The sequence below is a fragment of the Devosia sp. A449 genome, assembly GCF_054489375.1.
Genome location: NZ_JBTMWU010000003.1, coordinates 589,759 through 615,852 on the forward strand (window position 1 = coordinate 589,759; position 26,094 = coordinate 615,852).

Here is a 26,094-nt window from a genome sequence, read left to right on the forward strand (position 1 = left end):
GGCTTTCGACTCGACCGATTAAAATTCTTCAGCCCGGCGCGTAACCGGGGTGATAAGGCCGGATTTCGATCTGGCCCCAGCCCGCTGCCGGGCACAGGGCCGCCAACCGGATCGCCTCGTTCATGTCAGGCGCTTCGATGATGAAATAGCCGCCGAATTGCTCACGCGTTTCCGCATAGGGGCCGTCATGCACCTTGAGGTCGCCCTTGGCGTTGGAGATGGTGCGGGCGGCGTCGGTGGTCTGGAGGGCTGCGGTAGCAACAAAAGCACCAGCTTTTTCCAGCGTGGCCTGATAGGCCGCCATCTGGCCCATGAAACCGGCCATCTGTTCGGGCGGGATTGCGGTGCCGGCCTTCTCGTCGGCATAGAGCATCAGCAGATATTTCATGGCGCATCTCCTCTGGCGGGCAGCATAGCCCTTCAAGGCAATGTCGCGCGAGAGGCGGCGATTTCGACTGGCATCACAAAAAAAGCACCGGCAGACGCCGGCGGTGGGAACCCTAGTCGAACAGGCTCGACACGCTCTGTTCGCTGGCGGTGCGGGCGATGGCTTCGCCGATCAGCGGGGCGATGGACATGCGGCGAATATTGCCGGCGGCGCGCTGGGCGTCGGTGATCTCGATGGAATCGGTGATCACCAGTTCCTTGAGCTTGCTGGCGGCGATGCGCTCGGAGGCGCCCTCGGACAGCACGCCATGGGTGATATAGGCCGACACGGCCTTGGCACCGGCCTTGAGCAGGGCTTCGGCGGCGTTGACCAGCGTGCCGCCACTATCGACGATGTCGTCGATCAGGATGCAGGTCTGGCCCGAGACGTCGCCGATGATGTTCATCACCTCGGACACGCCGGCGCGCGGGCGGCGCTTGTCGACGATGGCGAGGTTGGCGCCGATGCGGCCGGCCACGTTGCGGGCACGCACCACGCCGCCGACGTCGGGCGAAACGATCATGACGTTCTTGACGTCATAATTGTCCTGAATGTCGCGCACCATCACCGGGGCAGCGGTGAGGTTATCGGTGGGGATATCGAAAAAGCCCTGGATCTGGCTGGCATGCAGGTCGAGCGTCAGCACGCGATTGGCGCCGGCCTCGGTGATCAGATTGGACACCAGCTTGGCTGAGATCGGCGTACGCGGGGCCGATTTGCGGTCCTGACGGGCATAGCCGAAATAGGGCACCACGGCGGTGATGCGGCGGGCTGACGAACGGCGCAGCGCGTCGGTCAGGATCAGCAGTTCCATCAGATTGTCATTGGCGGGAAAGCTGGTCGATTGCAGGATGAACACATCCTCGCCGCGCACATTCTCATGCACTTCGACATAGACTTCCTTGTCGGCGAAGCGCTTGACCGTACAATCGGTGAGGGGAAGTTCGAGATAGCTGGCAACAGCCTCGGCGAGAGCACGATTGGAGTTGCCGGTCACCAGCTTCATGAGTGCGATCCTGTCTCAACCGATCCCCGGCCTTCGGGAATCCTCCAGTTTCGCGGGCAGCTTTAGCGAGTCGTTCCCCCCGGTGCAACGCGACAAATGGCTGATGGACGAAAATGGGTAAACGGCGAGCGAAAGCCCATTCCCGAGCTACGGAAGCATCGGCTCCGTCGTGGCGATCACCCCAGCCCGATAATTGCGATCTGCCGGCCGGTCTTGCCGCCCTGATGGGTGGCGTGACGATGCGAGAAGTAGCGGTCCGGGTGGCCATAGGTGCAGCCGCCGACGCGTTCGAGGGTTTCGACCCCCGCCACGCGCAGTTCGGCTTCGACAAAGCCGGGCAGGTCGAAATGCGCCCGTCCACCATTATGCGTCGAAAAATGCCGCCAGCCATCGGGCCGCAGCTTGACGAAGTCGTCCATGAATTGCGGGCCGACTTCGTAATTTTCGCCACTGATGGTCGGGCCGATGGCGGCGACGATGTTGGCCGTTCTGGCGCCCAGCGCCACCATGGCGGCGACGGTATTGCCGACGATGCCATCGACGGCGCCACGCCATCCGGCATGCGCCGCGCCGACCACGCCGGCGGCCCGATCTGCCAGCAGAATCGGCGTGCAGTCGGCGGTGAGAATGCCCAGCGCCAGCAATGGCTGCCTGGTCACCATGGCGTCGGCTTCGATGGGCTCGTCGCCTATCGGGTGGGCGGTGAGGCAATGCACGAGGTTGGAATGGGTCTGCTTGAGCAGGAATAGCTGGTTGCGGCGAAAGCCCAGCCCTTCGGCAGCGCCGGTGCGGTTGATGTCGACGAGACGCGGGGTGTCGCCGATGGCAATCGACATGTTGTTCTCGGCGAATTCACCCAGCGAGCTGCCGCCGCGCCGCCCGAAAAAGCCGTGCCGCACCGTAGGCAGGTCGCCCAGCAGGGCGCTCTGTTCGTAATGCACACTCATGCGGCAAATCCCGGTGGGGCCAGCCCGGGGCTGGCGGCGCAGAATACTTTGAACAGCTTGCCCATCTGATCGGGCGCAATCAGCCGCGTCTTGGCCGCGCCGATATCGGCGGCCAGCTTGGGATTGGCGGCGCTCAGCGCGGCGGCGCGTTCGACAATGCCCAGCCGGGTCAGCCATTCGCCCTGCGTGGCCAAAGGCTGCACCGCCAACCCAGCCTGCGCCGCCAGCGTGCCAAGGGCCTCGAAATCGACATGGACCGACAAATCGGTTTCGCCCGGCGCTTCCAGCACGTCGGCATATTTGTGCTGGCGCACGCCCTGCAGCGTCTCGCCGGTCTGGGTGCGGCCATAGCCATAATCGACGGCAAGAATGGCGCCGCCCTGCGTTGAGACGGTGCTGGCCAGCCGCTTCATCACCTCGCCATTGGCGAGGCCAACCTCGAAGACGCTGTTGATCTCGGCGTCGGCCACCGCTGCGGGCATGGCCGATACGGGGATTGGTGTCGGGCTCAGCCCAAAGCTGCGCTTGCCCTCGGTCAGCCCCACCATGCGCTCGTGCCAGCCATCGTCCATGCGGACAAACTGTCGGATCGGCAGAGCGTCGAAAAACTCGTTGGCGATCACCAGCAGCGGGCCATCGCCGACTTTTTCAAAGGCGTTGATCCATTGCGGGGCATAGGGTTCCAGCCGCGCATTCTGCTCGGCGATCAGCGCCGGATTGGTCTCGAACAGGCGCAGGTCGAGCCCGTCGCGAAACCCTTCGGCCCGGCAGGCGACGCGCAAGATGTCGGCCATCAGCGTGCCGCGCCCGGGTCCCAGCTCCAGCAGCGTAAACGCCTTTGGGCTGCCCATCTGCTGCCACAGGCTGACGCAGTAAAACCCGATCAACTCGCCGAACATCTGGCTGATTTCAGGCGCGGTGACGAAATCGCCGCGCGCCCCCAGCGGGTCGGCTGTCTTGTAATAGCCCTTGGACGGGTGGGTCAGGCACAGCCCCATATAGCTGGCAATCGACATCGGTCCGCTGGTGCGGATCTGCATATCGATCAGCTCGGGCAGGGTGGGGGAGTCAGTCATGTTTGTTTGTCCATCCACGCTGTGACGGGTCAGGCCCGCAGCGCATTTTGCTTCCGCGTTCCGGCCCACACCACCAGCCCAAGTCCCGCCAGCACCAGCGGAATGGAGAGCACCATGCCCATGGTCAGCCAGCCGCCATAGAGATAGCCGAGCTGGGCGTCGGGCAGGCGCACGAATTCGACCACGATGCGCGACAGGCCATAGCCGATGCCGAAAATCCCGGCGACCATGCCGGGCCGGCGCAGTGCGTAGAACACATGGGTGAATATTCGAATGACGAGGAACAGCAGCAGCCCTTCGAGCGCCGCTTCATAGAGCTGGCTGGGGTGGCGCGGCAATTGCTCGGGATCGGTGGGAAAGATCACCGCCCAGGGCAGATTGGTCGGCGCGCCATAGAGCTCCCCATTGATGAAATTGGCGATGCGCACCAGGAAAATGCCGATGGTCGATACCGAGGCGATCAGGTCGAGCCCGCTCAGCCAATTGCCGTTGCCCTTGCGCCAAGTGAACAGGATCACCGCCAGCATCAGCCCCAGCATGCCGCCGTGATAGCTCATGCCGCCATCCAGCGTATTGATGATCTCGGCGGGGTTGGCGGCGTAATAGGGCAGGTTGTAAAACAGCACATAGCCGATGCGCCCACCCAGCACGATGGCCAGCATGGTCCAGAAGGCGAAGTCCCAGATGTCCTCGGCCTTGAAGGGCGGTTCGCCCTTGTGCCAGAGCCGCTTATTGGCCAGCAGCAGATAGCCGTAGCCGGCGCCGAGGCCGACCCCGAACAGATAGCCCAGCGCATACCAGCGGACGGCGAAAGGTCCGATGGCAAAGGCGATCGGATCGATGTTGGGGAAAGGCAAATGCGGCTCCTGCGGCAATCGGGCGGACAATTGCCGCTTCGCTGTCTCTGGTCAAGTCGGGGGGCATCGCCTAAATATGGCTGTGAGAGGCCGAACCGATTGGGAATGCGATGAGCCAGAATAGCAGGATCTTCGATGATCTGGGCCGAATGATGAATGAAGCCGCCGGCGTTGCCGATGGGGTGCGCCGCGAGGTCGAAACCGTGGTCAAGTCCCAGGCCCAGCGCTTCGTCGCCGATATGGATCTGGTCAAGCGCGAGGATTTCGACGCTTTGCGCGAGCTGGTGCAAGTACAGGGCGAAGAAATCGACGCGCTGCGCAAGGAACTGGCCGGTCTGAAGGGCAAGGCGCCCAAGGCCAACTAAAGCTCTGCTGCAGCAGCCTTGCGGTGATGGCACGGGCCGACGGTTTGCGTCGGCCGCTGCCTTTGCATTGCTGGCAGCTTTTCGCGTTGAATCTGGCCCGGTCAACGGGTTGCAGGCCGCGATAGGTCTATTCTGATACAGATAGGCTGTGAACGTGAAGTCGGCGTTAATCGTCTGTTAACTCTGGGCCGCGCATCGTCATCCACAAGAGATTGCCGTCCATGGCCTGCGTTGCGTCCCCTGAATCAGGATCGCGGTGTAGGGTCATTTCATCAGGACGATTCGTAAGCTCATCGTGCGTGCGGCCAGTTCCCTGAGTACCCAAATCAGCCGGTTAACGGACGGAACCGTCGATGTCACTTCTGCAAGTTGAGCCCGATCGCAATGTCCATCCCGTGGACATTATCGAGCATATTGCCTCGATCAATGACTGGAATTTCGAGCGGCAGGATGCCGACGAAATCTCAATTTCGGTCCGGGGCGGCTGGTCGGATTACCACGTCTCGTTCAACTGGATGGAAGATCTCGAAAGCCTGCACATCGCCTGCGCTTTCGATCTCAAGGTGCCCGAAGGTCGGCGCAACGAGATCAAGCAGTTGATTTCGCTCATCAATGAGCAGCTGTGGATTGGTCACTTCGATATCTGGAACAAGGAAGGCGTGGTGCTGTTCCGCAATTCGCACCTGCTGACCGGTGGCGCCGATGTGTCGCCCCAGCAATGCGAGGCGCTGCTGCGCTCGGCCACCGATAGCTGCGATCTGTATTATCAGGCGTTCCAGTTTGTCGTCTGGGCCGGCAAGACCGCCGCCGACGCGCTGAGCCATGTCATGTTTGAAACGGTCGGCGAGGCATGAGCCCCGCCTTGCGCAATATCGGTCCGGTCATGCTGGTGGGTGCCGGCAAGATGGGGCTGGCGCTGGCGCGCGGCTGGCTCGATGCCGGCCTGCCACCAAGCAATCTCCTGCTGGTTGATCCCAATCCGGGCGCGCCGGCGCTGGAGCTGGCCGAAGACTATGGCCTGACCATCAGCGCCGATGCGGTGGGCCTGCAGCCCTATGTGCTGGTGCTGGCGGTCAAGCCGCAGATTATCGACACGGTCCTGGCCACGCTGGCCCCGGTCATCGGCCCGCAAACCCTGGCTATTTCCATTGCAGCCGGCATCGACATTGCCCGATTGTCGCGTGGCCTCGATATGGGCCGCGTGGTCCGCACCATGCCCAATACGCCAGCACAAATCGGCAAGGGCATCACTGGCGCCGTTGCCGGCCCCGAGGTCACCGCCGAAGGCCGCGCAGTGGCCGAAGCGCTGCTGCAGGCTGCCGGTCCGGTGGTCTGGTTCGAGGACGAAGCCCAGCTTGATGCGGTCACGGCGGTTTCGGGGTCCGGCCCGGCCTATGTGTTCCATCTGGTCGAGGCACTGGCCGAAGCCGGCAGGCGCCAAGGCCTGTCAGACGCGGTTGCCGAGCAATTGGCGCGCCAGACCGTCATCGGTTCCGCCGCTTTGCTCGAAGCCGATACTGCCCCACCCGCCGTGCTGCGGCAGAACGTGACCTCGCCCAATGGCACCACCGCCGCCGGCCTTGCCGTGCTGATGGGCGAAAACGGCCTGACCGAGCTGATCCACCGCACCGTCGACGCCGCCCGCAAGCGCAGCGAAGAACTCGGGCGCGGTTAGCACGCGGCGCTAACGTCGCCGGGGCTTGCGGCGGTCTTGCAGATCAACCAGATGCTCGCGGATCGCCATGATCCAGTTCAGCAGATCGGGATCGTCGGTCTGGCGCAGCGCCGGCTCGATACCGTCCAGCGCCAGATGGGCGAAGAGAATATCGCTTTCATTGCCGGTGGCCTGGTAGCGGGCCAGATGCACCAGGCCCAGATTGGCGCGGGTGGCCACCCAGTCCTGGGGCGCATTGGCCAATCGGCGATGCTGTAGCGCGGCCAGCAGCAGGTCGCGGGCCTGTTCGAGCTGGCCGAGTGCCGCCGCCGACTCGAGATGCTGCTGGGCCAGCAGGCAGAGCGCGGCCGCCAGATTGGTCTGGACTTCGCCGCGCAGCATTGGAGTCAGATCGGTTTGCAGCAAATCGGCATAGATGTGCGTCGCGGAATCGACGTCGTGGCCCTCGATTAGCGTTTTGGCGCGGATGAGCGCGCCTTGGGCGCGTCGATCTGCTAGCTGCGATTTGATGATCGCATTCAAAAGCCGTGCCTTTGGTTCGCCAGCCCACTGCGAGGGCGCTACCCATTGTTAGGCCCCTCTGACGTCCGTCACAAGCTGGGCGGCCGGTGAAAAGCAAAGGGCGCGTCCCTCCCTGGACGCGCCCTCGGTAGTCTTGCCTTGCCGCGTGGTTCAGGCGGCGGTCAAATTGTCGGCGGCTGACTTGCCGGTCCGCTTGTCCTTGACGATCTCGTAGTTGATCTTCTGACCTTCATCGAGACCATTCAGGCCCGAGCGCTGAACGGCGGAGATGTGGACGAACACGTCCGCTCCGCCTTCGTCGGGCTGAATAAAGCCGTAGCCTTTTTGGCCGTTGAACCACTTTACAGTGCCAGTTGCCATGATGCGCGTTCCCTCGTGCAGTCGCTGCTGGTAGCCGGTCCGGGCCACTATTGGCCCAAGACTTGAGTGATATCGAAATATCGGAAAGTGACGTCAGCAGGCGCGAAATGGAATTCGCATGATCAGATCGGTCGGCCGCAATATTCGATTGGGCGAGCGTAGCCTGAAAAAAAGCGGTGTTCAATATCTGTTTACACACAACAAATCGCCCGGCGGGAAGCAACTTCCTGCCAGGGTGAAACAGAGCACCGTCAAGTGTTTGCGTCAGACCGTAGCGGCCTGGCGCTGGCGCACGACCGGCAGACGAGGTCAATGAAGTGATCTCGAACCGGGGGCGTCCTGTCGCGATACGATGCCGAGGCAGCGAACCGGACTGCTCTACCATAGCGAAAATCACGCCGTTGCAAACCGGCACTATCGTCGCACTTCCGCTTGTCGCGGTGTGCATTCCGCTTGATTTCGACGCAAAATTACGTCAAACCGCCGCGCGCCGGGCGATTGGGCTCGTGCTCCCAGAGATCACTTCATCTTGAGCAAGGCTTTTCAGTCTTCCGGTGACGTCATCGCCGATCGCCGTGCCGCCTACGCAAAAATGCTGGCCGATGGGGGCGATCCTGCCGCGGCCGCCGATCTGATGGGGCAGGCCCTGGAGATCGTGCCGGACTGGGCCGCAGGCTGGCACCTGCTGGGTCTTTATGCCGAAAAGGCCGGCGACGTTTCGGGCGCCATTTCGGCCTGGCGTCACCTCGAAGCGCTGGACGATGAGGGGACCTTCGGGGCCGTGCTCAAACTGGCGGCGCATGGCGCCGGTCGCGCTGGTGACGGTACGGCCGTCAGCTATGTCGAGGCCTTGTTCGACCAATATGCCCCCCAGTTCGAAACTGCGCTGATGGACCGGCTGGGCTATCAGGTGCCCGAACGGCTCGATGATCTGTTGATCGAGGAAATGGTGCGGCTGGGCATTGCCAGCTTCGCCCACGCTCTCGATCTGGGCTGCGGCACCGGGCTGATGGGCGCGCGGTTGCGCCACAAGGTGAGCCTGCTCGAAGGCATTGATCTCAGCGCCGCCATGATCGCCGAAACCGCGCGCAAGGGCATTTACGATCGGCTGGAAAAGGCCGAGTTGGTCAGCTTCCTTGCCGATCATCTCGCCGCCAATGATCTGGTCACCGCCGCCGATGTGTTCATTTATTGCGGCGCGCTGCCGCCGGTGCTGGCCGCCGTGGTGCCGGCGATGCAGCCGGGGGGCTTGCTGGCGTTTTCGCTGGAGGCGCATGACGGCGAGGAGGCGGTGTTCCTCCGTCCGTCGCTGCGTTACGCCCATGGCGCCAATGCTGCACAACAGGCGCTGGTCGATGCCGGGCTTGAAGTGCTGCGCTTTGAGCTGGCGACCTTGCGACAGGATCGCGGCGCGCCAATTCGGGGCATGCTGGTAATTGCGCGCAAGCCGCCACTGGCGCTGGTCGCTGCCAATGAAGTGTTGCCGGTGGATGACGACGGCGTCGCCGCCTGACCCGATGGTGTCGGCGCGCGGCGCTTGCTAGGTTCGATTCCATGAACACTATCCGCTATGATTTCCGCTCCGATACCATCACCCGGCCCTCGGCCGCCATGCGCGCGGCGATGGCCGCAGCCGAGGTGGGCGATGACGTGTTTGGCGACGATCCCACCGTCAACCGGCTGGAGCAGCGCATGGCGGCGCTGCTGGGCAAGGAAGCGGCGCTGTTCGTCAGTTCGGGCACGATGTCGAACCTGTTGGCGCTGATGAGCCATTGCGGTCGCGGGGATGAATTCATCGCCGGGCAGAATGCCCATTGCTACAAATACGAGGCTGGCGGGGCGGCCGTTTTGGGCTCGATTCAGCCGCAGCCCATCGCCCATCTGCCCGATGGCACCATGGATCTGGGTGAGATCGAAGGCGCGATCAAAGCCGGCGACAGCCACTTCGCCACCACGCGGGTCATTGCGCTGGAAAACACCCTTGGCGGCAAGGTGCTGCCCATCGCCTATATGGCGCAGGTGGCCGAGATCGCGCAGCGGCATGGGCTGGGCCTCCATCTCGATGGCGCCCGAGCCTTCAACGCCGTGGCGGCGCTGCGCAGCGACATCAGAAGCTTCACCACCCCGTTCGACAGCGTGTCCATTTGCCTGTCCAAAGGCTTGGGCGCGCCGGTTGGCTCGGTGCTGATCGGCCGGCAGGATCTGATCGACACCGCCCGCCGCCATCGCAAGATGCTGGGCGGCGGCTTGCGCCAATCGGGCATTCTGGCAGCTGCCGGACTCTATGCGCTGGACCACAATATCGAGCGGCTGGCCGACGATCACCGCCGGGCGAAAACACTGGCCGCGGGCCTCGCTGCCTTCCCGGCGCTTACCGTCACTCAGCCCGATACCAATATCATCTTCGTTTCCGTCGACGCCGCCATCGGCGACCGCTTCACGAATTTTCTGCAGGGCAGGGGCGTCGGCATCACCGGCCGCTATGGCCAGCAGCGCTGGGTCACCCATCTCGACATCGATGATGAGGCGGTCGATGGCGCATTGACCGAAGTGGCAGCGTTCTTCGCAGCCGAAGCCGCGTGAATTGAGCGGGCGGAGCATGACCCCGCCCACCGTGTTCAGGCTTGGTCGAGCGCCAGGCGGATCGCCCGCTCCACTGGCGCGGGGCCGTCAATGCTCAACGGTGCCGCTGGCAGCAGCGGCGGCTGGGCCATGAATTTGACCCGTGTGCCGTGATGCGCCTGTGCCGCATGCACCAGGAATGGATGGCAGAGATAGACTGTCCCGGCGTCGCCGGTGGCCAGCAGTTCCGGGCAGTGGGTGGTGCCGGCAAAACCGTCTGCCGCCAGCTCCCCCAGAGTGAGACCCGCCTCGCCGGCCGGGGCCAGCTGCCGGGCAATCGGCAAATGCGAGCCGACCCTGATGCGCGTCGGCGCGTCGTCTTCGCCGACATCGGAGAACAGGAACAGCATCAGTAGAGCCCGTCCCTTCGAGGTGACATTGGCGCGCCACGACATGAAGTCCGGGTTCTCGTGGCCGAAACTGACATCGATGTGCCAGCCGGCGTCTCCCGCGTTGACCGGCGACGGAAACCGCACCGGGAAACTGCCGAGCCCACCTTGTGGCACCCAGCGGCCGGGGCCGACCAACTGGTCATAGGCCGCGTGCAGTCTGGGCGTATTGGCGGCGTCTCGGAACGGCTTCTGCGTGAAATTGCCGAGCCGGATCACCGGCAGGGTCCAGGTAGACGGATCATCCGGATTGCAGCCGGTGGCGGCCCAGAGAATGGCGCACCCCTGGTCGGCTAGTTCGCGGGGGAAGGCATTGTCGATCCGGACGAAGCCGTCGGTGATGAAAGCATTGATCTGCGCTTGGTCAAAAGCGGGCAAAGTGCCAGGCATTTTAAAAATCCATGAGTTCGCGAGGCCGCGCGTCGCGGCCGGGTCGAGCGGCAGTGCCGCTCAGCAAATGCCCTGTACGGGCGCCATCAGGCGCCGAGGAACACTGCGAACTTGTGAGACTGGATCATCATCATGGTGCGCCAAAATATGCGCCGGCTGGCGCGGCTGTCAACCGCCGCGCCAGCCGAACCGTCAGCCCTGTTGCCAGAAACGGTATAGCGCCGGAATATCGGCATCGCAGAGCAGCGGCATGGCGGCTGCCAGACGCTCCTTGGGCCAGTCCCACCACGCCAGTTCCAGCAGCATGGCGACATGCTCGTCGGTGAAGCGCTGGCGGATCGGCTTGGCCGGGTTGCCGCCGACAATGGTGTAAGGCGCCACATCCTTGGTCACCAGCGCCCGCGTGCCGATCACCGCGCCATGGCCCACGGTTACGCCCGGCATGATGATGGCCTCGCTGCCGATCCACACATCATTGCCGATCACCGTGTCGCCAGCCGGCAGGAAGCCATTGCGCGCGTTGGCGAATTCCGGCGCTTCGGGCACGAAAGCGAAGGGAAAGGTGCTGATCCAGTCGTTCCGGTGGCCCTGGTTGCCGGCCATGATGAAGGCGGCGCCGCTGCCGATGGAACAGAAGCTGCCGATGATCAGTCTGTCGGCACCCGCATCGGGCAGCAGAAAGCGGGCGCAGTCATCGAAGCTGTGGCCATGATAATAACCCGAATAATAGCTATAGGCGCCGACGGCGATACTGGGGTGGGTGACCTGCTGGTCAAGCGGAATGCCCTTGAACGGGCTCTCGAAATAATTGGTCATGATTGTCTCTGAGATCGACCTGCCGACAGCTTGGCCCTCATGTGCGAGAGCAAACAGCAAAGGGTGGGGCAGGCGTAGTGATACCAAAATCCGCATGGCCGCCGGAGGCGGTCATGATCAAGCGGGTTGCCGCTTGTCGGAGGTGCTCCGCTGAACGCCGTCAGGCGATCAGGTGCACTGGGTGCTTGGTTGCTTCGATCATCATGGGGCAGAACATAAGAGCGCAGAGCGTGGTGTCAACCCGCGGCCAGATCAGTCCTCATCGCGCAGCGCGGTGGCGATGAAGTCTTCGGGATCGGCGGTGAAGTCCTGGTAGAGCTTGAAGTGCTGGGTCTGGCGGTAGTGGGTTTCGCTGATGCCGCCCCGGGTGATTTCGAGCAGCCGCGCGCCAGGCACGGCCATCAGGATGGGCGAGTGGGTCGCCATGATGACCTGTGAACGCGCGGTTTGCTGCACCCTGTTGAGGATGCGCAGCAGCTCAAGCTGGCGCTTGGGCGAGAGGGCGCTCTCGGGTTCGTCCATGAAATAGATGCCCTGGCGTGCCATGCGTTCCTCGAAGAACCGCACGAAGCCTTCGCCATGGCTCCAGGAGAGAAAGTCGGGCGGCGCTTCGCCGGCGTCGAGCGCGGCGGTGTCGAGATAGCGGGCGACCGAGAAGAAGGATTCCGCCTTGAAGAACCAGCCATTGGTGAGCTTGGGCAACCATGCAGCGCGCAGGGCGTCGGACAAGGCCGCGCCACTTTTGTCGATGGCGCGCGAATGGTCGAGCGGCATATAGCCCTTGCCGCCACCGGCTTCGTCATAGCCGCTAAGCGCGGCGATGGCTTCGATCAGGGTGGATTTTCCGGAGCCGTTTTCGCCCACGATGATGGTGACGGGCGTGTTGAAGGCCAGCTCAAACGCCGGGTCCTGCAGGAAGGGCAGGTTGAACGGATATTGCGGTTCGGCACCGATGGCGTCGTCGCGCAACCAGAGGCTGCGGAGGAACGGGGCGGGCAGATTTGTGGGTTTGGCTTTGCGCATCCAATTCACCGGCGGTGGAGAGCCATATTTGGCTGACGGACCGGTGTTGGGTCAAGGCTACCGGCGCGGTGGCGCGCCGGTAGCAGAATGCGGTTAGGCTTTTTCGAAATAGCTCTGCAGCGGGCGAACCTGCAGGCTGCCATTCTGCAGCGCCACGATCCCTTCCACCGCGGCGAGGGCGCCGTCGATGGTGGTGTAATAGGGGATCTTGGCGAGCAGGGCAGTGCGGCGGATGTCGCGGCTGTCGCTGATCGATTTCATGCCGTCGGTGGTGTTGATCACCAGCTGCACGCCGCCATTCTTCATGGAGTCGACGATATGCGGCCGGCCTTCGAGCACCTTGTTGATCTTGACGGCGGCAATGCCGTTCTCGACCAGATAGCGCTGGGTGCCGCCGGTGGCCAGGATGGTGAAACCGCCCTCGACCAGATGGCGCGCCATATCGACGATATACTGCTTGTCCTCATCGCGGACCGAGATGAAGGCCGTGCCGGACTGCGGCACCTTGTAGCCGGCGCCCATCTGCGACTTGGCAAAGGCCATGGCGAAATCGGTGTCGAGCCCGATGACTTCGCCAGTCGACTTCATTTCCGGCCCCAGCACCGTATCAACGCCGGCGAAGCGGTTGAACGGGAACACGGCTTCCTTGACGGCGATGTGCTTGAAGCTCTTTTCCACCAGATTGAAGCTGGCAAGGCTTTCGCCCGCCATGATGCGGCTGGCGATCTTGGCGATGGGTTCGCCGATTACCTTGGCGACGAAGGGCACCGTGCGGCTGGCGCGCGGATTGACTTCGAGCAGGTAGATGATGCCGTCCTTGAGCGCATATTGCACGTTCATCAGCCCGCCGACCTTCAGCGCGAAGGCCAGTTCGGCCGTCTGCCGCTTCAGTTCGGCGATGATTTCCGGGCTCAGATTCTGCGGCGGCAGCGAACAGGCCGAGTCGCCGGAGTGAATGCCGGCTTCCTCGATATGCTCCATGATGCCGGCGACGAACACCGTGTCGCCGTCGCAAAGCGCGTCGACGTCGATTTCCGTGGCGCCCGAGAGATAGGCATCAAACAGCAGCGGGTTATCGGACAGCACCGAGTTGATCTGGCCGGTCTTGTCGTTGGGATAGCGCTGCAGGATATCGGGCGGCACCAGCCCGGTCAGCGTATCCTGCACATAGCGCTCGAATTCATTGGCCGAGTGCACGATCGCCATGGCGCGGCCACCCAGCACATAGGACGGGCGGATCACCAGCGGATAGCCCAACCGCTCGGCAACCAGACGCGCCTGCTCCAGGCTATAGGCGATGCCGTTCTTGGGCTGGGTCAGTTCCAGCTTGTTGAGCAGCTTGCTGAACAAATCGCGGTCTTCGGCCAGATCGATATTCTCGGGCTGCGTGCCCAGGATCGGAATGCCAGCCTTGCGCACGGCTTCGGCCAGGTTCAGCGGCGTCTGGCCGCCAAACTGCACGATCACGCCATGCAGCGTGCCGTTCTGCTGTTCGGTCAGCAGGATTTCCAGCACGTCCTCTTCGGTCAACGGCTCGAAATACAGGCGATCCGAGGTGTCGTAGTCGGTCGACACGGTTTCGGGGTTGCAGTTGACCATGATGGTTTCATAGCCGGCTTCGCTGAGCGCGAAAGCGGCATGGCAGCAGCAATAGTCGAACTCGATGCCCTGGCCGATACGGTTCGGACCACCGCCGAGAATGACCACCTTCTTGCGGTCAGTCGGCCGGGATTCGTCGTCCACCTTGCCGTTGAACGGCACTTCATAGGTCGAATACATATAGGCGGTGGGTGAGGCGAACTCGGCAGCCGAGGTGTCGATGCGCTTATAGGCAGGGCGTACGGCCAGCGAATGGCGCAGCTTGCGCACATCGACGGCCTTCACATTGGCGAGCTGGGCCAGGCGGGCATCGGAGAAGCCCATGGCCTTGAGCGAGCGCAGATTGGTCGCGTCCTGCGGCAGGCCGAACTGCTTGACCTTGGCTTCGGTGTCGACGATCCCCTTCATCTGCTCAAGGAACCACGGGTCGATCTTGCAGGCGTCGTGAATGTCTTCGAGGCTCATGCCCAGGCGCATGGCTTCAGCCACATGCAGCAGGCGGTCGGGCGTCGGCGTGCCGAGCGCGGCCTTGATGGCATTCTTGTCTTCGCCTTCGCCGAGGCCGGGAATGCCGATCTCGTTGAGGCCGGTCAGCCCGGTTTCGAGCGAGCGCAGCGCCTTCTGCAGCGATTCCTGGAAGGTCCGGCCAATGGCCATGGCTTCGCCGACCGACTTCATCGCCGTGCCCAGGCGGTTGTCGGCGCCGGGGAACTTCTCGAAGGCGAAACGCGGAATCTTGGTGACGACATAGTCGATGGACGGCTCGAAGCTCGCCGGGGTCATGCCGCCGGTGATGTCGTTGTCCAATTCGTCCAGCGTATAGCCGACCGCCAGCCGCGCGGCGACCTTGGCGATAGGGAAGCCGGTGGCCTTGGAGGCAAGCGCCGAGGAGCGCGACACGCGCGGGTTCATCTCGATGACGATCATGCGGCCGTCAGCCGGATTGACCGCGAACTGCACGTTGGAGCCGCCGGTTTCGACGCCGATTTCGCGCAGCACAGCCAAGCTGGCGTCGCGCATGATCTGGTATTCCTTGTCGGTCAGCGTCAGCGCCGGCGCGACAGTAATGGAGTCGCCGGTATGGACGCCCATCGGGTCGATGTTTTCGATCGAGCAGATGATGATGCAGTTGTCGTTCTTGTCGCGGACAACCTCCATCTCATACTCTTTCCAGCCGAGCACGCTTTCCTCGACCAGCACTTCGCCGGTGGGAGAGGCGTCGACGCCGCTCTCGACGATGGCGAGATATTCCTCTCGGTTATAGGCAATGCCGCCGCCGGTGCCGCCCAGGGTAAAGCTGGGGCGAATGATGCAGGGCAGGCCGATCACTTCGAGCGCCTGCAGCGCTTCGATGGTGTTGTGCGCCAGCATGGAGCGGGGCGTTTCCAGCCCGATCTTCTTCATGGCGTCGCGGAACAGCTCGCGGTCTTCGGCCTTGTCGATGGCTTCCGCCGTCGCGCCAATCATCTCGACATTGTACTTCTCGAGAATGCCCATCTTGCGCAGGCTGAGCGCGCAGTTCAGCGCGGTCTGGCCGCCCATGGTTGGCAGCAGCGCGTCGGGGCGCTCTTTCTCGATGATCTTGGCGACCACTTCGGGGGTGATCGGCTCCATATAGGTGGCGTCAGCCAGATCCGGATCGGTCATGATCGTCGCCGGATTGGAGTTGACCAGGATGATGCGGTAGCCCTCTTCCTTGAGCGCCTTGCAGGCCTGGGTGCCCGAGTAATCGAACTCGCATGCCTGCCCGATGATGATCGGACCCGCACCGATGATGAGGATCGATTTAATGTCGGTACGTTTTGGCATGGGGCTCGCTCAACTGTTTTAGACAGAGGGCGACAGGAAGAATCGCCCGGACAGCACCTGTCTCGCAGCAAACCGCACGGCAACTGAGCGCTGCGCGGCGGTGGTAGGTTCAGACATGGTGGTTAGGTGGGCTGTCTAACGGAGATAATTGCGAAAGGAAACCCCCAGCCAAACGCTTCTGCCATGCGTTTGCGTCGGTTGTGGTGGTCCATTGTTCAGCAGATTCGGCACGGGCCTGAAATCTGGCGGTGGAGCCCCGGCGAGTGTATTCTGCCGGCCAGCCCCAAGGAGCAGAGCCATGTGCCGTAACATCAAGCCATTGTTCAATTTTGAACCGCCCGCCACGCGCAACGAGATGCATGACGCGGCGCTGCAGTTCGTGCGCAAGATTTCCGGCTACAACGCGCCTTCCAAGGCCAATGAGCCGGCGTTTTACGCGGCGGTGGAGGACATCGAAACCGTCCTGCGCCGCCTGCTGACCACGCTCGACACCAATGCCCCGCCGCGCGACCGCGAAGAGGTCGCCGCCAAGGCGCGCGAGAAATCGAAGCTGCGGTTTGGCACGGCTTAAGGCGTTTCATTGATGGCATGAAATATCGGCTCTTGCCCTCCCTCCCCCTTGAGGGGAGGGCCGGGGAGGGGGTGGCATTGTGGGCTGCTGAACGACCCCCACCCTCGATCCCTCCCCTCAAGGGGAAGGGAGGCGAAGGACCGTTAGACCTGGCTTCAGCACCGCCTGATTCTATTCTTCAGGCTCGGTGCTGAACAGCAGGGGATAGCCATGCTGGTGGGCGAAGTCGGTGGCCCGCGTGGCTTTTTCCTCGGCGATTTCGCGGGTGAACACCGCCACCACGCAGGCGCCCTTGGTGTGGGCGGTGAGCATGATGGCCTGCGCCTCGGGCACGCGGAACTCCGCCTTCAGCAACCGCACCACGAAGTCGCGCGGGGTGAAGTCGTCATTGAACAGGATGACCTTGTGCAGCGGCGGCCGGGCCGGCTTCAGCACAGTGTCGGTACGATATTTGGTGTTGGTATCAGCCATGCTCGCCTCCGGGGCGAATGGGATTGGCCGGCGGCGGAACAAGGCCGCGCCGCCAGACGTTAGCAAAGCAAGACCGACCCGCTGTGGTCAAGTCATGTTACCGTGCACATCGTCGGCCTGCCCCGCACGGCTCACCAATCAGGAGATCGAGATGGTCAATATTCCGGGCGTCACCCTCAATGATGGCAAGATCATCCCCCAGCTGGGCTTTGGCGTCTGGCAGGTGGCCAATGACGAGGTGACCGTGGCCGTGCGCACCGCCATCGAAGCCGGCTATCGCTCGATCGATACGGCGCAAGGCTATGGCAATGAGGCGGGCGTCGGCAAAGCCATCGCCGAGAGCGGGCTGGGGCGCGAGGAGCTGTTCATCACCTCGAAACTCCGCACCAGCCATCAGGGTTATGACTCGACCATCAAATCCATGATGGAAACGCTGGAGCGGATGGAACTCGACTATCTCGACATGTTCCTCATCCACTGGCCGGTGCCGGCGCATGATCGCTATTGCGAGACCTGGAAGGCCTTTGTGCAATTGCAGAGCGACGGGCATGTCCGCTCCATTGGTGTGTCAAATTTCCTGCCGGAGCATCTGGAGCGCATCATCGCCGACAGCGGCGTGACGCCGGCAGTCAACCAGATCGAACTGCATCCCCAGTTCCAGCAGCGCGACGTGCGCGACCTGCATGCCCGCTACAATATCGCCATCGAAAGCTACAGCCCGCTCGGCAGCGGCAGCGGCTTGCTCGACAATAAGGTGATTGTCGAGATCGCTGCAAAGCACGGCAAGGCGCCGGCTCAGGCTGTCATCCGCTGGCATTTGCAGCAGGGGCTGATCGTCATTCCAAAATCGGTGCATGCCGACCGCATCAAGGCCAATCTGGATGTGTTCGACTTTGCCCTCGACGCCGACGATATGGCCCGCATCGCTGACCTCGACCGTCCCAATGGCAAGACCGGCAGCGACCCGGCGACCAATAACAGCCTCTGGTAGCGGTTAGCGGCGCGGGCTGATCAGCCGGGCCAGGCCGACCACCAGCAGCGCGACAATGGCCGGCGCCAGCGCCAGCCAGGAGCCGCCGGCCAGCAATGCCCCGGTGCCGGCCCACATGATCGAGGCGAAGGCCTCGCACAGGGTGGCGGCGCGCGACGCGACCTGCCGGCGGCGGAACATCGAGCGCTTGGCGACAACACGGAACCACAGCTGGATCGCCGTCGCCGACCCCGCCGAGAGAGCGACACAGAGCGCCGTAATCAGCGCCATTTGCCACGACGACAGCGCCATCAGCAGCAAGAGCGGGGCCAGCACCACGGCAATCACCGTCAGCACGGCCTCGATCTTGGCAATCAGCACATTGCGCGGCGAGACCGGCGCCGTCACCACCAGATCATGGGCGTCCTCGCCGGAAATGGCGAGCCAGGCGAGGCCGCCGGCCAATTGCCCCGCGGCCATCACCAGCACTGGCACCACCACGACAAAGGCCCCGGCATTGTCGCCGAAATTCATCCACAGCAGCAGCGCCGGCGGCACCAGATAGAGGATCTGCATCAGCGTCTGCGACAGCAGCCACGGGTCGCGTTGCAGCAGCCGCCATTCCTTGAGCCGCAACACCTGCCGCTGCGACGCGGCGCGGAACCGGCGGGCCGAGGGCCGGCGCTGGCTGCGGACATGATTGAACCCGGCGGCCGAAATGGCGTGATGACCATAGCTTGACGCCGTGCCGGCAATGGTGACGGCCAGCGCACCGAGACCAATGGCCAGCATGATCGTCAACGCCACCGGCTCCCCCATCGCCGCCCGCGCCGGTAGCCATAACAGGCTGTCGAGAGCGGGCGCGGCGGCGACGATATCGGCCGACTGGAACAGCGCGAAGGGGGACATATTGCCGTAATAGAGGATCGCCGCGGCCTGAATGCCGATGACGAAACCGGCGCCGACAATGCCGGCGACGATCTGCGCAATCAGCCGCGTCTGCTTGGGTCCGACAGAGCGAAACAGGGCGATGGTGATCGCCACGGCGATAGCCGTCGACATTGCTCCGAGCGCTGCCACCACGCCGTAAGCGGCGAGCCATTTCGGGCCATCGAGAATTGCCAGCATATTGATCAGCGGACTGACCAGCAGCCCCGTCAGGGCGATGGTCGATAGCGCGACCGCGCTGGTGCGCACCGCAAATAGCCGCCGCGACGAGGCCGGGGAGGACAGGATCAGATCGAGGTCGGAGCGGGTGTAGTAGACCCGCGTCACCGATTCTAGGGCCTGCGACAACATCACCGTCCAGAACAGCATGCCGCTGCCGCTGAGCAGCACCAGCGTGGCCTTGTCCGGCACGATGCCGTCCCGCACCCAGGGGGCGACGAGCCCAAAAGCCATCAGATTTAGCAGCACCACCACCAGGCCGAGAAAGATCGACAGCCCGATGCCGCGCGCCTTGCGGCCGCCGGTCATCATGGCGACGAATTCGCGCCAGGCCAGGTTCAGCTCGTGGCGGGCAAACCAGGGCAGCGAGGCCGGGGCGAACATCATGCCGCTGCGGCGCCCTGCGCCACCAGATCGAGGAAGATATCTTCAAGGCTCGACTCGCGGCCGATGCGGGTGCGCAATTCGGCCAGCGTCCCCTCGGCAATGAGCCGGCCCTGGCTGATGACGCCGATGCGCTCAGCCATGCGTTCGGCGACTTCGAGAATATGGGTGGTCATGATCACGGTGACGCCGTCGCGCACCTTGCCCAGCAGCACGTCCTTGACCTGCCGCGCCGAGCCGGCATCAAGCCCGGTCAGCGGTTCATCGAGAATGATCAGGCGCGGGTCATGCACCAGCGCCCCGGCCAGCGCCACTTTTTGCAGCATGCCCTTGGAAAAGCCGCCGCACAGCTCGTTGGCATGGGGCCGCAGGCCCAGCCAGTCGATCAGCTCACTGGCCTTGGCCTCGGCGGTGCGCGCATCGATCTGCCAGAGCCCGGCGACGAATTCGAGATATTCCAGCGGCGTCAGCCGGTCATAGACCATCGGCTCGTCCGACACCCAGGCCACCACGCGCTTGGCCGCGATAGGGTCGCGCCGCGCATCGATGCCGAAGATTGAAATCTCCCCCGCGTCGGGCTGCAACAGCCCCGCCACCATACGCAAAATCGTCGTCTTGCCCGCGCCATTGGGCCCGAGCAGCGCATAGAACTCGCCGGCCCGGATGGTCAGATCGAGCGCCGTGACCACCGGCCGGTCAAAACTCTTGCTCAACTGGGTAATGGCGAGGGCAGGGACAGTCATGGCACGCTCCGGCGGAAGAACCGGCCCAGCCTAGGCCGGGGGTGTTTCCCTCGGGTGAACTGGCAGCGTTAAGATTTCGGCACAGTCAGCGCAGCCCCACCGCATCGACCATGCCGGAATTGCACCCGCCGCCCAGCGGGCTCGCCGCTGCCATCAACCCCGCCATATCCTCCGGCCCGCTGATCTCCCCCGTCAGCGCGATGGTCAGCTCGGTGATGATGGTGCGATTACCATCGGTCGCGCAATCCATCTGCACCCGCTCGCCCGCGCCCGGCCCGAACGCCGCGTCAAACGCCTCTCGCACCTGCCGCAGCGTGATCTTGCGGCCGATATTGTCGGCAAACAGCTCCGCCACTGCGGAGCGATTGAGCGCCGTCATCAGCGCCAGCGAGTCGGCGTAGTATTCCTCCGCCGGCGTGCCATAGCAGGAGCCGTGCTTGGTCCATTCATGCCGGTCCAGCCCGGACAAGGTGCCGGGCATCACTTTATCCAGCTCGCGCTGCAGCTGTAGGCTGAGCGGCAAACGCGGCAGGTCGCGCCAGTCGCCATCCTCGCTGGCCCAGCGCTCCGAGGCCGGCACGTCGCAGTAAGCCCGGTCGCGTGGCTGCGGCCACAACCCATGCAGGGTGAAATTGGTCGCTTCAAAACTGTTTGCCCGTTGCGCCCGGCATTCCGGCTGGCGTGGGCTGGTTTCGCAGAACGCCGGCTGCCAGTTCACCGCCAGCACATATTGCGTGCCGCGATAAGCCGGCTTGCTCGCCACCGTTGGCTGACCGCTGCGCTGCCCACATTCAACCGCCACCCAGCGCCGCTCCGGGCTCGCTCCCGGCACAACGATCCACAAATGGCTCGGCTTGGCCCGGTTGCCGGCGAGCAGCGTGTAGCTGGTCCCGGGCTTGGTCTGCACATTGCCCGGATTGGTCTGGCGGTTGATCGATTGAAAAGCCGGGCAGGCCGCGCTGGCGGTAAAATTACCGCTCAGGGGCACTTCGGCACTGGCCGGCAGCGCCGACAGCAGCATCAGGGCGGCGGCCAGTATCCAGCGCATCGGCGCCATCCTTTATCAAAAAAGCAGCGGGGGAGCCGTACCGACTCCCCCGCCACATTGCCACTGTTTTGGCTCAGAGCGCGATGCGGTACAGGCCGAAGCCATCCGCATCACTCTCCCCGGTCGCCTCGATTTTGACCGCCGTCACATCGGCCACATGCTCGGCCGCCTTGGGCCCGGTGGCGAACAGCACGGTGGTGTCCCCGATCGGCGCCAGCGACCAATTGCTGTCGGCGCTCGGGTTGATGGTGCCGTTTTCGACGATGAAGCGCACGATCAGGTCGCGGTTGGTATCGGGACCCTTGAAGATGATGTGATCGGCCCCGGTGCCCGGAAACGATCCGCCGCCACCGGCGCGGTAATTATTGGTGGCGATGACGAATTTGGCCGCCGGATCGATCGGCTTGCCGTCATACATCAGATCAACGATACGGTTGGCGTCGGGGTTGGTCACCGATTTGCCATCGCTGGCATATTTCGACGGCTGGGTCAGGTCGATCTTGTAGGTCACCCCGTCGATGACGTCGAAATTATACGACGGGAAATCGAGGTTGATCAGCGGCGCGTCGCTGGCGCCCTTTTCTACCTGGTTAAAAATCCCGGCCGAACGCTCCAGCCAGTTCTTGACCTCGGCGCCATTGGCAACCACGGCCTGGATGGTGTTGGGGTAGAGATAGAGGTCAGCCACATTCTTGATGGCCACCGGACCCACCGGCACGTCGGTATAGTAATCCGGGCCGCCGCGACCGCCAGCCTTGAATGGGGCTGCCGCCGACAGGATCGGCAGGCTTTCCCATTCGGTGCCCTTCATCATCTGGGCGATGTACCAGGTCTGCGCCTGGCTGACGATCTGCACCGATGGGTCATCGGCGACGAGAGCGAAATAGGAGTGCAGCGCCGCCGAGGTTTCGCCCACGGCGCGGCGGATATAGTCCAGCGTTTCGTCATGCTCGGCCTGCGCCGCAGCGGTGACTTCGGCGTCGTTTTCCACCAGGGCGCCGACCTTGCCGTCGACGCGCTCGGAAATCGGGCGGGCTTCGGAGGTGTGCGAGACGATGGTCCATTTGCCGTCGGCGTCCTGCTCCAGCAGCAGGTCGATCAGGCCCATATGGCTGCCCCAGAAACCGGCCATCACGGCAGGCTTGCCGCTCAGCGTACCGGCGGTGATGTCGGCGCCTTCGACGCCTTCATAATCGGGGCCGGGGAACACCAGATGCTGGTGCCCGGTGAACACCACGTCAATGCCGTCTACAGCGGCCAGTTGCAGTGAGGCGTTTTCCGCGCCGGTGGTCTGGTCGGCGGTAATGCCGGAATGCGACAGCGCGACGATGAGCTCGGCGCCTTCCTCCAGCATTTTGGGCACATAGGCCTTGGCCGTCTCGACGATATCGCGGGTGTTGACCTTGCCCACCAAATGGGTCGAATCCCAGGTCATGATCTGCGGCGGCAGGAAGCCGATCAGCCCGATCTTGATGGTCTTGGTCGCGCCCGAACCGTCGGTGAGTTCCTTCTCAATGATCAGGTAGGGCTTGATATAGGTGGTGTCGCTCAGCGGATCGGCGGCGAGATCGCCCTTGACCAGATTGGCCGACACGAACGGGAAGGTCGCGCCCGACAGCGCCTTGTCGAGATATTCCAGGCCGTAGTTGAATTCGTGATTGCCCAGCGTGGCGGCTTCATAGCCCAGCGTATTCATCGCGGCGATGATCGGATGGACATTGCCATCGAGGCCCTTTTCATAGGCGATATAGTCGCCCATCGGGTTGCCCTGGATGATGTCGCCATTATCGACCAGCATGGAATTGCCGGCTTCGGCACGGATCGATTCAATGATCGAGGCGGTGCGCGCCAGACCCATCGTGTCGTTGGGGGCGTCGGCATAATAGTCATAGGGGAAAACCGCGACGTGCAAATCGGTGGTTTCCATGATGCGCAGATGCGCCTGATTGGCCTGGGCCAGCGCCGCAAACGGGTGCATGGCGGCCATCGCTCCCACGCTCGCCGAGCCGGCGAGGAAAGTCCGTCGAGATATTTTGGGCAGGAAATTCATTGAGTGTCTCCCTGAGATGTTCATGTCGATGAACGAAGCCGGGGGCGCAGGCTCCCGGGCGTAAGGGCCTGTTCGGCCCGACGGCTGGCGCTCGCTACCCGAGCGCATCAGCTCATGCCGCCAGCAGGTGACGCTGGGATGACGACGGCGACCCCGACGCTATGAAGTTTTGACCGGGCGGTCAATTTATGACGGTGCGATTTGGGAGTGGAGGGGGTGGCATCGCGAACGGAGGCACGTCGTCGGCTTAGCCCTCTCCCATCTCGCCCCACCCACCGGTTTCACCCTCTCCCTTGCGGGGAGGGAGAGCGAGATAGGACTTAGCCCTTGCTAAGTCTGTGATCGAGCCGGGTGGGGGTGCGTGAGCCCCGATGATCGTGGCCAAACCACCCCCACCCTTGATCCCTCCCCGCAAGGGGGAGGGTGTCGACTGCGCGGTCAGCGATTCAGAAAACCAAAACTTATCCCCGCCCCCAATTCCCGTGGCACCCTCTCCCCACCTATCCACGTCAGGCGGAGCTGCGCGAGCCGGCTCGTGGATGGCGGATTGGGGGGACCAGGGTTCGCGCCGGTCCCGGGCTGCGCGGATGGACCGTTCGGGCATGACACTACGGTGGCATGCTGACGGGTTGCGGTCTGCCTTCCGAGAAAAACCCATCGCATCGCGGCGAGGCTTGCTTCGCTTATTAAAAATTACATGAGGCAAGTCTCGCCGCATGCACGCTCCGCAATTACCCGCAGGTCTGATGGCCGTGCGGCGCACAGGCCTGCCTAACGGAACCGATTGCATCGGCATGGCTTGTTGTTACGCTGGGGACAATTCGGAGACTACCATCATGAAATGGCGCGGGCGCGAGCAGAGTTCCAACATCGAAGATCGACGCGGCCAGGGCGGCGGCGGGCTGGGCGGCATGGGCGGGAGCCCGTTTGGCCGTAGCGGCGGCATCCGCATTCCCACGGGCGGCGGATCGCGCGGCGGCATTGGCAGCCTGATCGGCATCGTCGTGGTGCTGGGTCTGGTCTGGATGGTCACCGGCACCAATCCGATCGACATTCTGACCGGCGGCTCAAGCAGCTCCGCCCCATCCTCGGCCAGTTCATCCAGCCGGGCGCCCACCACGGGCGATGAGGCCGAATTGCGCGACTTTGTCGGCGTGGTGATCAAGGAAACCGAGGATTTGTGGACCGAAGTGTTCCAGGCCTCGGGCGGGCAAAACTATCCCGAGCCGACCGTGGTGCTGTTCACCAATGCGGTGAACACCGCTTGCGGCGCGGCCGATTCGAGCACCGGACCGTTTTACTGTCCCGGCGACCAGAAGGTTTACATCGATCTGAGCTTCTACGATCAGCTGCGCGAGCAGTTCGGCGCGCCGGGCGATTTCGCCCAGGCCTATGTGCTGGCGCATGAAGTGGGCCACCACATCCAGAACATCACCGGCGTGCTGCCCGAGTTCAACCAGCGCCGCGCCTCGATGAGCGCGGAACAGGCCAATGCCTATTCGGTACGGGTCGAATTGCAGGCCGATTGCTATGCTGGCGTCTGGGCCAATTATGCCGGCCAGGAAGATTTGCTCGACAATGGCGATATCGAGGAAGCCCTCAACGCCGCCGAGCAGATCGGCGACGACACGCTGCAAAAACGCATGCAGGGCTTTGCCGTGCCCAAGACCTTCAATCACGGCACCTCGGCCCAGCGGAAAACCTGGTTCGAGCGCGGTTATACTTCTGGCAATCCCGGCGATTGTGATACGTTCACGGGCAACGTGTAACGATACAACCGACGGAATAGGCAGTGTTGGGCATTCCTGAGAGCATGATGCCGCATGTGCGGCGCTTCGGTTTTTCCGGCGCCATCGCGCTTGGCGTGGTGGTTGTCATGATCTTCGGCATCAATCCGGTGACGGTGCTCACCGGACAGGTGGCCCAGCCGCTGCCGCACACCACGCTGACCGCGCTCGACGCCATTGCGACGGGCGAGGGCCAGCCTGCCGATCTGGTCGATGCGGTGGGGCGCGAGGCCAATGGCTTTTGGGAACGCGCCTTCCGCAGCGCCGCCGTCTATTACCCGGCGGTGACGCTGACCCAGGTGGCCGATAGCAGCGCGCTGGGCTGCGGTCTGGCTGGCTCGGATATCGGCACTTTATATTGCCCGGAAGACAGCACGATCTATGTCGATATGGCGCGCTATGCCGAACTGGTCGCCGCCTTTCCCGAGCAGGGCCACAAGGCTGAGGGCTATCTGATCGGGCTGGCCTACGGCCATCACGTGCTGGCGGCGCTCGATGCCTATGACGAACTGGACGGACTTGAGCCGGCCCAGCGGAGCATCCTCGAACAACAACTCGGCGCCCGCGCCGCCTGCTATGGTGGCGCCTGGACCAAATGGGCGGGTCTGGAAATGTTGTTCGATGATCCGGCCATCGTGCGAGCGGTCGATTCGGTGGCCACCGGCCACGACGTCACCATTATGCCGTCACGCGCCGTCATCCCACGTGCGCTGACCCCACCCAGCGCCGCCTTCCGCAAACACGGCTTCGACCTCGGCTACGCCATCCCCGCCGCCGGCAGCTGCCGCACCGAGAAAATCGGCGAGCCGATCTAGCGGCGACTTGTCCCCGGGGTTGCTGGGGCGAGTAAGATTGATCGTTGAGGGGGAGAACGCCGAATATCACTGCACCCACCAAAAACGCGGTGTCATCCCGGCCTTGAGCCGGGACCCATCCTGAGATGGATCTACCGGCACGATCGGGGGATGGCCCCCGGCTCAAGGCCGGGTGACATCGTGGGTGGGGAGGTCCTAGCAGACG

The 26,094-nt window shown here is 63.4% G+C and carries 26 protein-coding genes; 10 read left to right on the plus strand and 16 right to left on the minus strand.

Annotated features, from left to right (window positions below; translation table 11 throughout):
* Positions 1–28 precede the first annotated feature (28 nt).
* The 5 genes from ACX3OW_RS12115 to lgt form a co-directional block, all read right to left on the minus strand.
* Entirely contained in the window at positions 29–388 is a 360-nt protein-coding gene (locus ACX3OW_RS12115; RefSeq protein ID WP_459096018.1) for a YciI family protein, read from the minus strand.
* 112 nt (positions 389–500) lie between these two features.
* Positions 501–1,433, minus strand: a complete 933-nt coding sequence (locus ACX3OW_RS12120; RefSeq protein ID WP_459096019.1) for a ribose-phosphate pyrophosphokinase — start codon at positions 1,431–1,433, stop codon at positions 501–503.
* 176 nt (positions 1,434–1,609) lie between these two features.
* A complete protein-coding gene (pgeF, locus tag ACX3OW_RS12125; protein WP_459096020.1) occupies positions 1,610–2,380 on the minus strand; it encodes a peptidoglycan editing factor PgeF in 771 nt (256 codons plus the stop codon).
* Positions 2,377–3,456: a class I SAM-dependent methyltransferase gene (locus ACX3OW_RS12130; RefSeq protein WP_459096021.1), complete on the minus strand. Its 1,080-nt coding sequence runs from the start codon at positions 3,454–3,456 to the stop codon at positions 2,377–2,379. Before ACX3OW_RS12130 ends, pgeF begins: the two co-directional genes overlap by 4 nt.
* 29 nt (positions 3,457–3,485) lie before the next feature.
* Positions 3,486–4,313: a prolipoprotein diacylglyceryl transferase gene (lgt, locus tag ACX3OW_RS12135; protein ID WP_459096022.1), complete on the minus strand. Its 828-nt coding sequence runs from the start codon at positions 4,311–4,313 to the stop codon at positions 3,486–3,488.
* Between the two features lie 110 nt (positions 4,314–4,423).
* Here lgt and ACX3OW_RS12140 point away from each other — a divergent pair, with 110 nt between their 5' ends.
* The 3 genes from ACX3OW_RS12140 to proC all read left to right on the plus strand — a co-directional run bounded on the left by ACX3OW_RS12140 (position 4,424) and on the right by proC (position 6,353).
* Positions 4,424–4,678, plus strand: a complete 255-nt coding sequence (locus ACX3OW_RS12140; RefSeq protein ID WP_459096023.1) for an accessory factor UbiK family protein — start codon at positions 4,424–4,426, stop codon at positions 4,676–4,678.
* A gap of 353 nt (positions 4,679–5,031) precedes the next feature.
* On the plus strand, positions 5,032–5,532 hold the full coding sequence (locus ACX3OW_RS12145) for a type III secretion system chaperone family protein (RefSeq protein WP_459096024.1): 501 nt from the start codon (positions 5,032–5,034) through the stop codon (positions 5,530–5,532).
* Positions 5,529–6,353, plus strand: coding sequence for a pyrroline-5-carboxylate reductase (gene proC, locus ACX3OW_RS12150; protein WP_459096025.1), 825 nt, complete (start codon positions 5,529–5,531; stop codon positions 6,351–6,353). Before ACX3OW_RS12145 ends, proC begins: the two co-directional genes overlap by 4 nt.
* A gap of 9 nt (positions 6,354–6,362) precedes the next feature.
* Here the strand turns inward: proC and ACX3OW_RS12155 are convergent, their stop codons facing one another.
* Both ACX3OW_RS12155 and ACX3OW_RS12160 read right to left on the minus strand, forming a co-directional pair.
* Positions 6,363–6,875 carry a hypothetical protein gene (locus ACX3OW_RS12155; RefSeq protein WP_459096026.1) on the minus strand — a complete coding sequence of 171 codons (513 nt, stop codon included), beginning with the start codon at positions 6,873–6,875 and terminating at the stop codon, positions 6,363–6,365.
* 150 nt (positions 6,876–7,025) lie between these two features.
* On the minus strand, positions 7,026–7,235 hold the full coding sequence (locus tag ACX3OW_RS12160; RefSeq protein ID WP_459096027.1) for a cold-shock protein: 210 nt from the start codon (positions 7,233–7,235) through the stop codon (positions 7,026–7,028).
* A gap of 118 nt (positions 7,236–7,353) precedes the next feature.
* Between ACX3OW_RS12160 and ACX3OW_RS12165 the strand changes: the two genes are divergently transcribed.
* The 3 genes from ACX3OW_RS12165 (at position 7,354) to ltaE (ending at position 9,818) form a co-directional block, all read left to right on the plus strand.
* Positions 7,354–7,551, plus strand: a complete 198-nt coding sequence (locus ACX3OW_RS12165) for a hypothetical protein (RefSeq protein ID WP_459096028.1) — start codon at positions 7,354–7,356, stop codon at positions 7,549–7,551.
* 213 nt (positions 7,552–7,764) lie between these two features.
* Positions 7,765–8,748, plus strand: a complete 984-nt coding sequence (locus ACX3OW_RS12170) for a methyltransferase (RefSeq protein ID WP_459096029.1) — start codon at positions 7,765–7,767, stop codon at positions 8,746–8,748.
* Between the two features lie 41 nt (positions 8,749–8,789).
* Positions 8,790–9,818, plus strand: a complete 1,029-nt coding sequence (ltaE, locus tag ACX3OW_RS12175; RefSeq protein ID WP_459096030.1) for a low-specificity L-threonine aldolase — start codon at positions 8,790–8,792, stop codon at positions 9,816–9,818.
* 35 nt (positions 9,819–9,853) lie between these two features.
* Here ltaE and ACX3OW_RS12180 read toward each other — a convergent pair whose 3' ends face one another.
* From ACX3OW_RS12180 to carB, 4 genes are all read right to left on the minus strand, one after another.
* Positions 9,854–10,636, minus strand: a complete 783-nt coding sequence (locus ACX3OW_RS12180; RefSeq protein ID WP_459096031.1) for a phytanoyl-CoA dioxygenase family protein — start codon at positions 10,634–10,636, stop codon at positions 9,854–9,856.
* A 192-nt stretch (positions 10,637–10,828) separates the two neighbouring features.
* Positions 10,829–11,452 (minus strand): type B chloramphenicol O-acetyltransferase, encoded by a 624-nt coding sequence (gene catB, locus ACX3OW_RS12185; protein WP_459096032.1) that lies wholly within the window; start codon positions 11,450–11,452, stop codon positions 10,829–10,831.
* 252 nt (positions 11,453–11,704) lie between these two features.
* Positions 11,705–12,475, minus strand: a complete 771-nt coding sequence (locus ACX3OW_RS12190) for an AAA family ATPase (RefSeq protein ID WP_459096033.1) — start codon at positions 12,473–12,475, stop codon at positions 11,705–11,707.
* A gap of 93 nt (positions 12,476–12,568) precedes the next feature.
* Entirely contained in the window at positions 12,569–15,883 is a 3,315-nt protein-coding gene (gene carB, locus ACX3OW_RS12195) for a carbamoyl-phosphate synthase large subunit (RefSeq protein WP_459096034.1), read from the minus strand.
* A 298-nt stretch (positions 15,884–16,181) separates the two neighbouring features.
* Between carB and ACX3OW_RS12200 the strand changes: the two genes are divergently transcribed.
* Positions 16,182–16,454, plus strand: a complete 273-nt coding sequence (locus tag ACX3OW_RS12200; RefSeq protein ID WP_459096035.1) for a DUF2277 domain-containing protein — start codon at positions 16,182–16,184, stop codon at positions 16,452–16,454.
* Between the two features lie 171 nt (positions 16,455–16,625).
* Here ACX3OW_RS12200 and ACX3OW_RS12205 read toward each other — a convergent pair whose 3' ends face one another.
* Positions 16,626–16,925 carry an ATP-dependent Clp protease adaptor ClpS gene (locus ACX3OW_RS12205; protein ID WP_459096036.1) on the minus strand — a complete coding sequence of 100 codons (300 nt, stop codon included), beginning with the start codon at positions 16,923–16,925 and terminating at the stop codon, positions 16,626–16,628.
* Positions 16,926–17,076: 151 nt separating this feature from the next.
* Between ACX3OW_RS12205 and ACX3OW_RS12210 the strand changes: the two genes are divergently transcribed.
* Complete coding sequence (locus ACX3OW_RS12210; RefSeq protein ID WP_459096037.1) at positions 17,077–17,916, plus strand: aldo/keto reductase; 840 nt, start codon at positions 17,077–17,079, stop codon at positions 17,914–17,916.
* A gap of 3 nt (positions 17,917–17,919) precedes the next feature.
* Here the strand turns inward: ACX3OW_RS12210 and ACX3OW_RS12215 are convergent, their stop codons facing one another.
* From ACX3OW_RS12215 to ACX3OW_RS12230, 4 genes are all read right to left on the minus strand, one after another.
* Positions 17,920–19,446 (minus strand): permease, encoded by a 1,527-nt coding sequence (locus tag ACX3OW_RS12215; RefSeq protein ID WP_459096107.1) that lies wholly within the window; start codon positions 19,444–19,446, stop codon positions 17,920–17,922.
* Entirely contained in the window at positions 19,446–20,189 is a 744-nt protein-coding gene (locus ACX3OW_RS12220; RefSeq protein ID WP_459096038.1) for an ABC transporter ATP-binding protein, read from the minus strand. The genes ACX3OW_RS12215 and ACX3OW_RS12220 overlap by 1 nt, the downstream gene beginning before the upstream one ends.
* Before the next feature lie 85 nt (positions 20,190–20,274).
* On the minus strand, positions 20,275–21,237 hold the full coding sequence (locus ACX3OW_RS12225; RefSeq protein WP_459096039.1) for a ribonuclease T2 family protein: 963 nt from the start codon (positions 21,235–21,237) through the stop codon (positions 20,275–20,277).
* Positions 21,238–21,310: 73 nt separating this feature from the next.
* On the minus strand, positions 21,311–23,287 hold the full coding sequence (locus ACX3OW_RS12230; protein ID WP_459096040.1) for a bifunctional 2',3'-cyclic-nucleotide 2'-phosphodiesterase/3'-nucleotidase: 1,977 nt from the start codon (positions 23,285–23,287) through the stop codon (positions 21,311–21,313).
* Positions 23,288–24,123: 836 nt separating this feature from the next.
* On the opposite strand from ACX3OW_RS12230, the gene ypfJ reads away from it, so the two are divergent.
* Together ypfJ and ACX3OW_RS12240 are read left to right on the plus strand one after the other, a co-directional pair.
* On the plus strand, positions 24,124–25,056 hold the full coding sequence (gene ypfJ / locus ACX3OW_RS12235; RefSeq protein ID WP_459096041.1) for a KPN_02809 family neutral zinc metallopeptidase: 933 nt from the start codon (positions 24,124–24,126) through the stop codon (positions 25,054–25,056).
* Between the two features lie 23 nt (positions 25,057–25,079).
* Positions 25,080–25,889: a neutral zinc metallopeptidase gene (locus ACX3OW_RS12240; RefSeq protein ID WP_459096042.1), complete on the plus strand. Its 810-nt coding sequence runs from the start codon at positions 25,080–25,082 to the stop codon at positions 25,887–25,889.
* The last annotated feature ends 205 nt before the right edge of the window (positions 25,890–26,094 follow it).

What these genes read in the sequence shown, in the direction of transcription:
- ACX3OW_RS12115 (WP_459096018.1), bottom strand. Translation starts at nt 388, where the DNA reads ATGAAATATCTGCTGATGCTCTATGCCGACGAGAAGGCCGGCACCGCA.
- ACX3OW_RS12120 (WP_459096019.1), bottom strand. Translation starts at nt 1,433, where the DNA reads ATGAAGCTGGTGACCGGCAACTCCAATCGTGCTCTCGCCGAGGCTGTT.
- pgeF (WP_459096020.1), bottom strand. Translation starts at nt 2,380, where the DNA reads ATGAGTGTGCATTACGAACAGAGCGCCCTGCTGGGCGACCTGCCTACG.
- ACX3OW_RS12130 (WP_459096021.1), bottom strand. Translation starts at nt 3,456, where the DNA reads ATGACTGACTCCCCCACCCTGCCCGAGCTGATCGATATGCAGATCCGC.
- ACX3OW_RS12140 (WP_459096023.1), top strand. Translation starts at nt 4,424, where the DNA reads ATGAGCCAGAATAGCAGGATCTTCGATGATCTGGGCCGAATGATGAAT.
- ACX3OW_RS12145 (WP_459096024.1), top strand. Translation starts at nt 5,032, where the DNA reads ATGTCACTTCTGCAAGTTGAGCCCGATCGCAATGTCCATCCCGTGGAC.
- proC (WP_459096025.1), top strand. Translation starts at nt 5,529, where the DNA reads ATGAGCCCCGCCTTGCGCAATATCGGTCCGGTCATGCTGGTGGGTGCC.
- ACX3OW_RS12160 (WP_459096027.1), bottom strand. Translation starts at nt 7,235, where the DNA reads ATGGCAACTGGCACTGTAAAGTGGTTCAACGGCCAAAAAGGCTACGGC.
- ACX3OW_RS12165 (WP_459096028.1), top strand. Translation starts at nt 7,354, where the DNA reads ATGATCAGATCGGTCGGCCGCAATATTCGATTGGGCGAGCGTAGCCTG.
- ltaE (WP_459096030.1), top strand. Translation starts at nt 8,790, where the DNA reads ATGAACACTATCCGCTATGATTTCCGCTCCGATACCATCACCCGGCCC.
- ACX3OW_RS12180 (WP_459096031.1), bottom strand. Translation starts at nt 10,636, where the DNA reads ATGCCTGGCACTTTGCCCGCTTTTGACCAAGCGCAGATCAATGCTTTC.
- catB (WP_459096032.1), bottom strand. Translation starts at nt 11,452, where the DNA reads ATGACCAATTATTTCGAGAGCCCGTTCAAGGGCATTCCGCTTGACCAG.
- ACX3OW_RS12190 (WP_459096033.1), bottom strand. Translation starts at nt 12,475, where the DNA reads ATGCGCAAAGCCAAACCCACAAATCTGCCCGCCCCGTTCCTCCGCAGC.
- carB (WP_459096034.1), bottom strand. Translation starts at nt 15,883, where the DNA reads ATGCCAAAACGTACCGACATTAAATCGATCCTCATCATCGGTGCGGGT.
- ACX3OW_RS12200 (WP_459096035.1), top strand. Translation starts at nt 16,182, where the DNA reads ATGTGCCGTAACATCAAGCCATTGTTCAATTTTGAACCGCCCGCCACG.
- ACX3OW_RS12205 (WP_459096036.1), bottom strand. Translation starts at nt 16,925, where the DNA reads ATGGCTGATACCAACACCAAATATCGTACCGACACTGTGCTGAAGCCG.
- ACX3OW_RS12210 (WP_459096037.1), top strand. Translation starts at nt 17,077, where the DNA reads ATGGTCAATATTCCGGGCGTCACCCTCAATGATGGCAAGATCATCCCC.
- ACX3OW_RS12215 (WP_459096107.1), bottom strand. Translation starts at nt 19,446, where the DNA reads ATGTTCGCCCCGGCCTCGCTGCCCTGGTTTGCCCGCCACGAGCTGAAC.
- ACX3OW_RS12220 (WP_459096038.1), bottom strand. Translation starts at nt 20,189, where the DNA reads ATGACTGTCCCTGCCCTCGCCATTACCCAGTTGAGCAAGAGTTTTGAC.
- ACX3OW_RS12225 (WP_459096039.1), bottom strand. Translation starts at nt 21,237, where the DNA reads ATGCGCTGGATACTGGCCGCCGCCCTGATGCTGCTGTCGGCGCTGCCG.
- ACX3OW_RS12230 (WP_459096040.1), bottom strand. Translation starts at nt 23,287, where the DNA reads ATGAATTTCCTGCCCAAAATATCTCGACGGACTTTCCTCGCCGGCTCG.
- ypfJ (WP_459096041.1), top strand. Translation starts at nt 24,124, where the DNA reads ATGAAATGGCGCGGGCGCGAGCAGAGTTCCAACATCGAAGATCGACGC.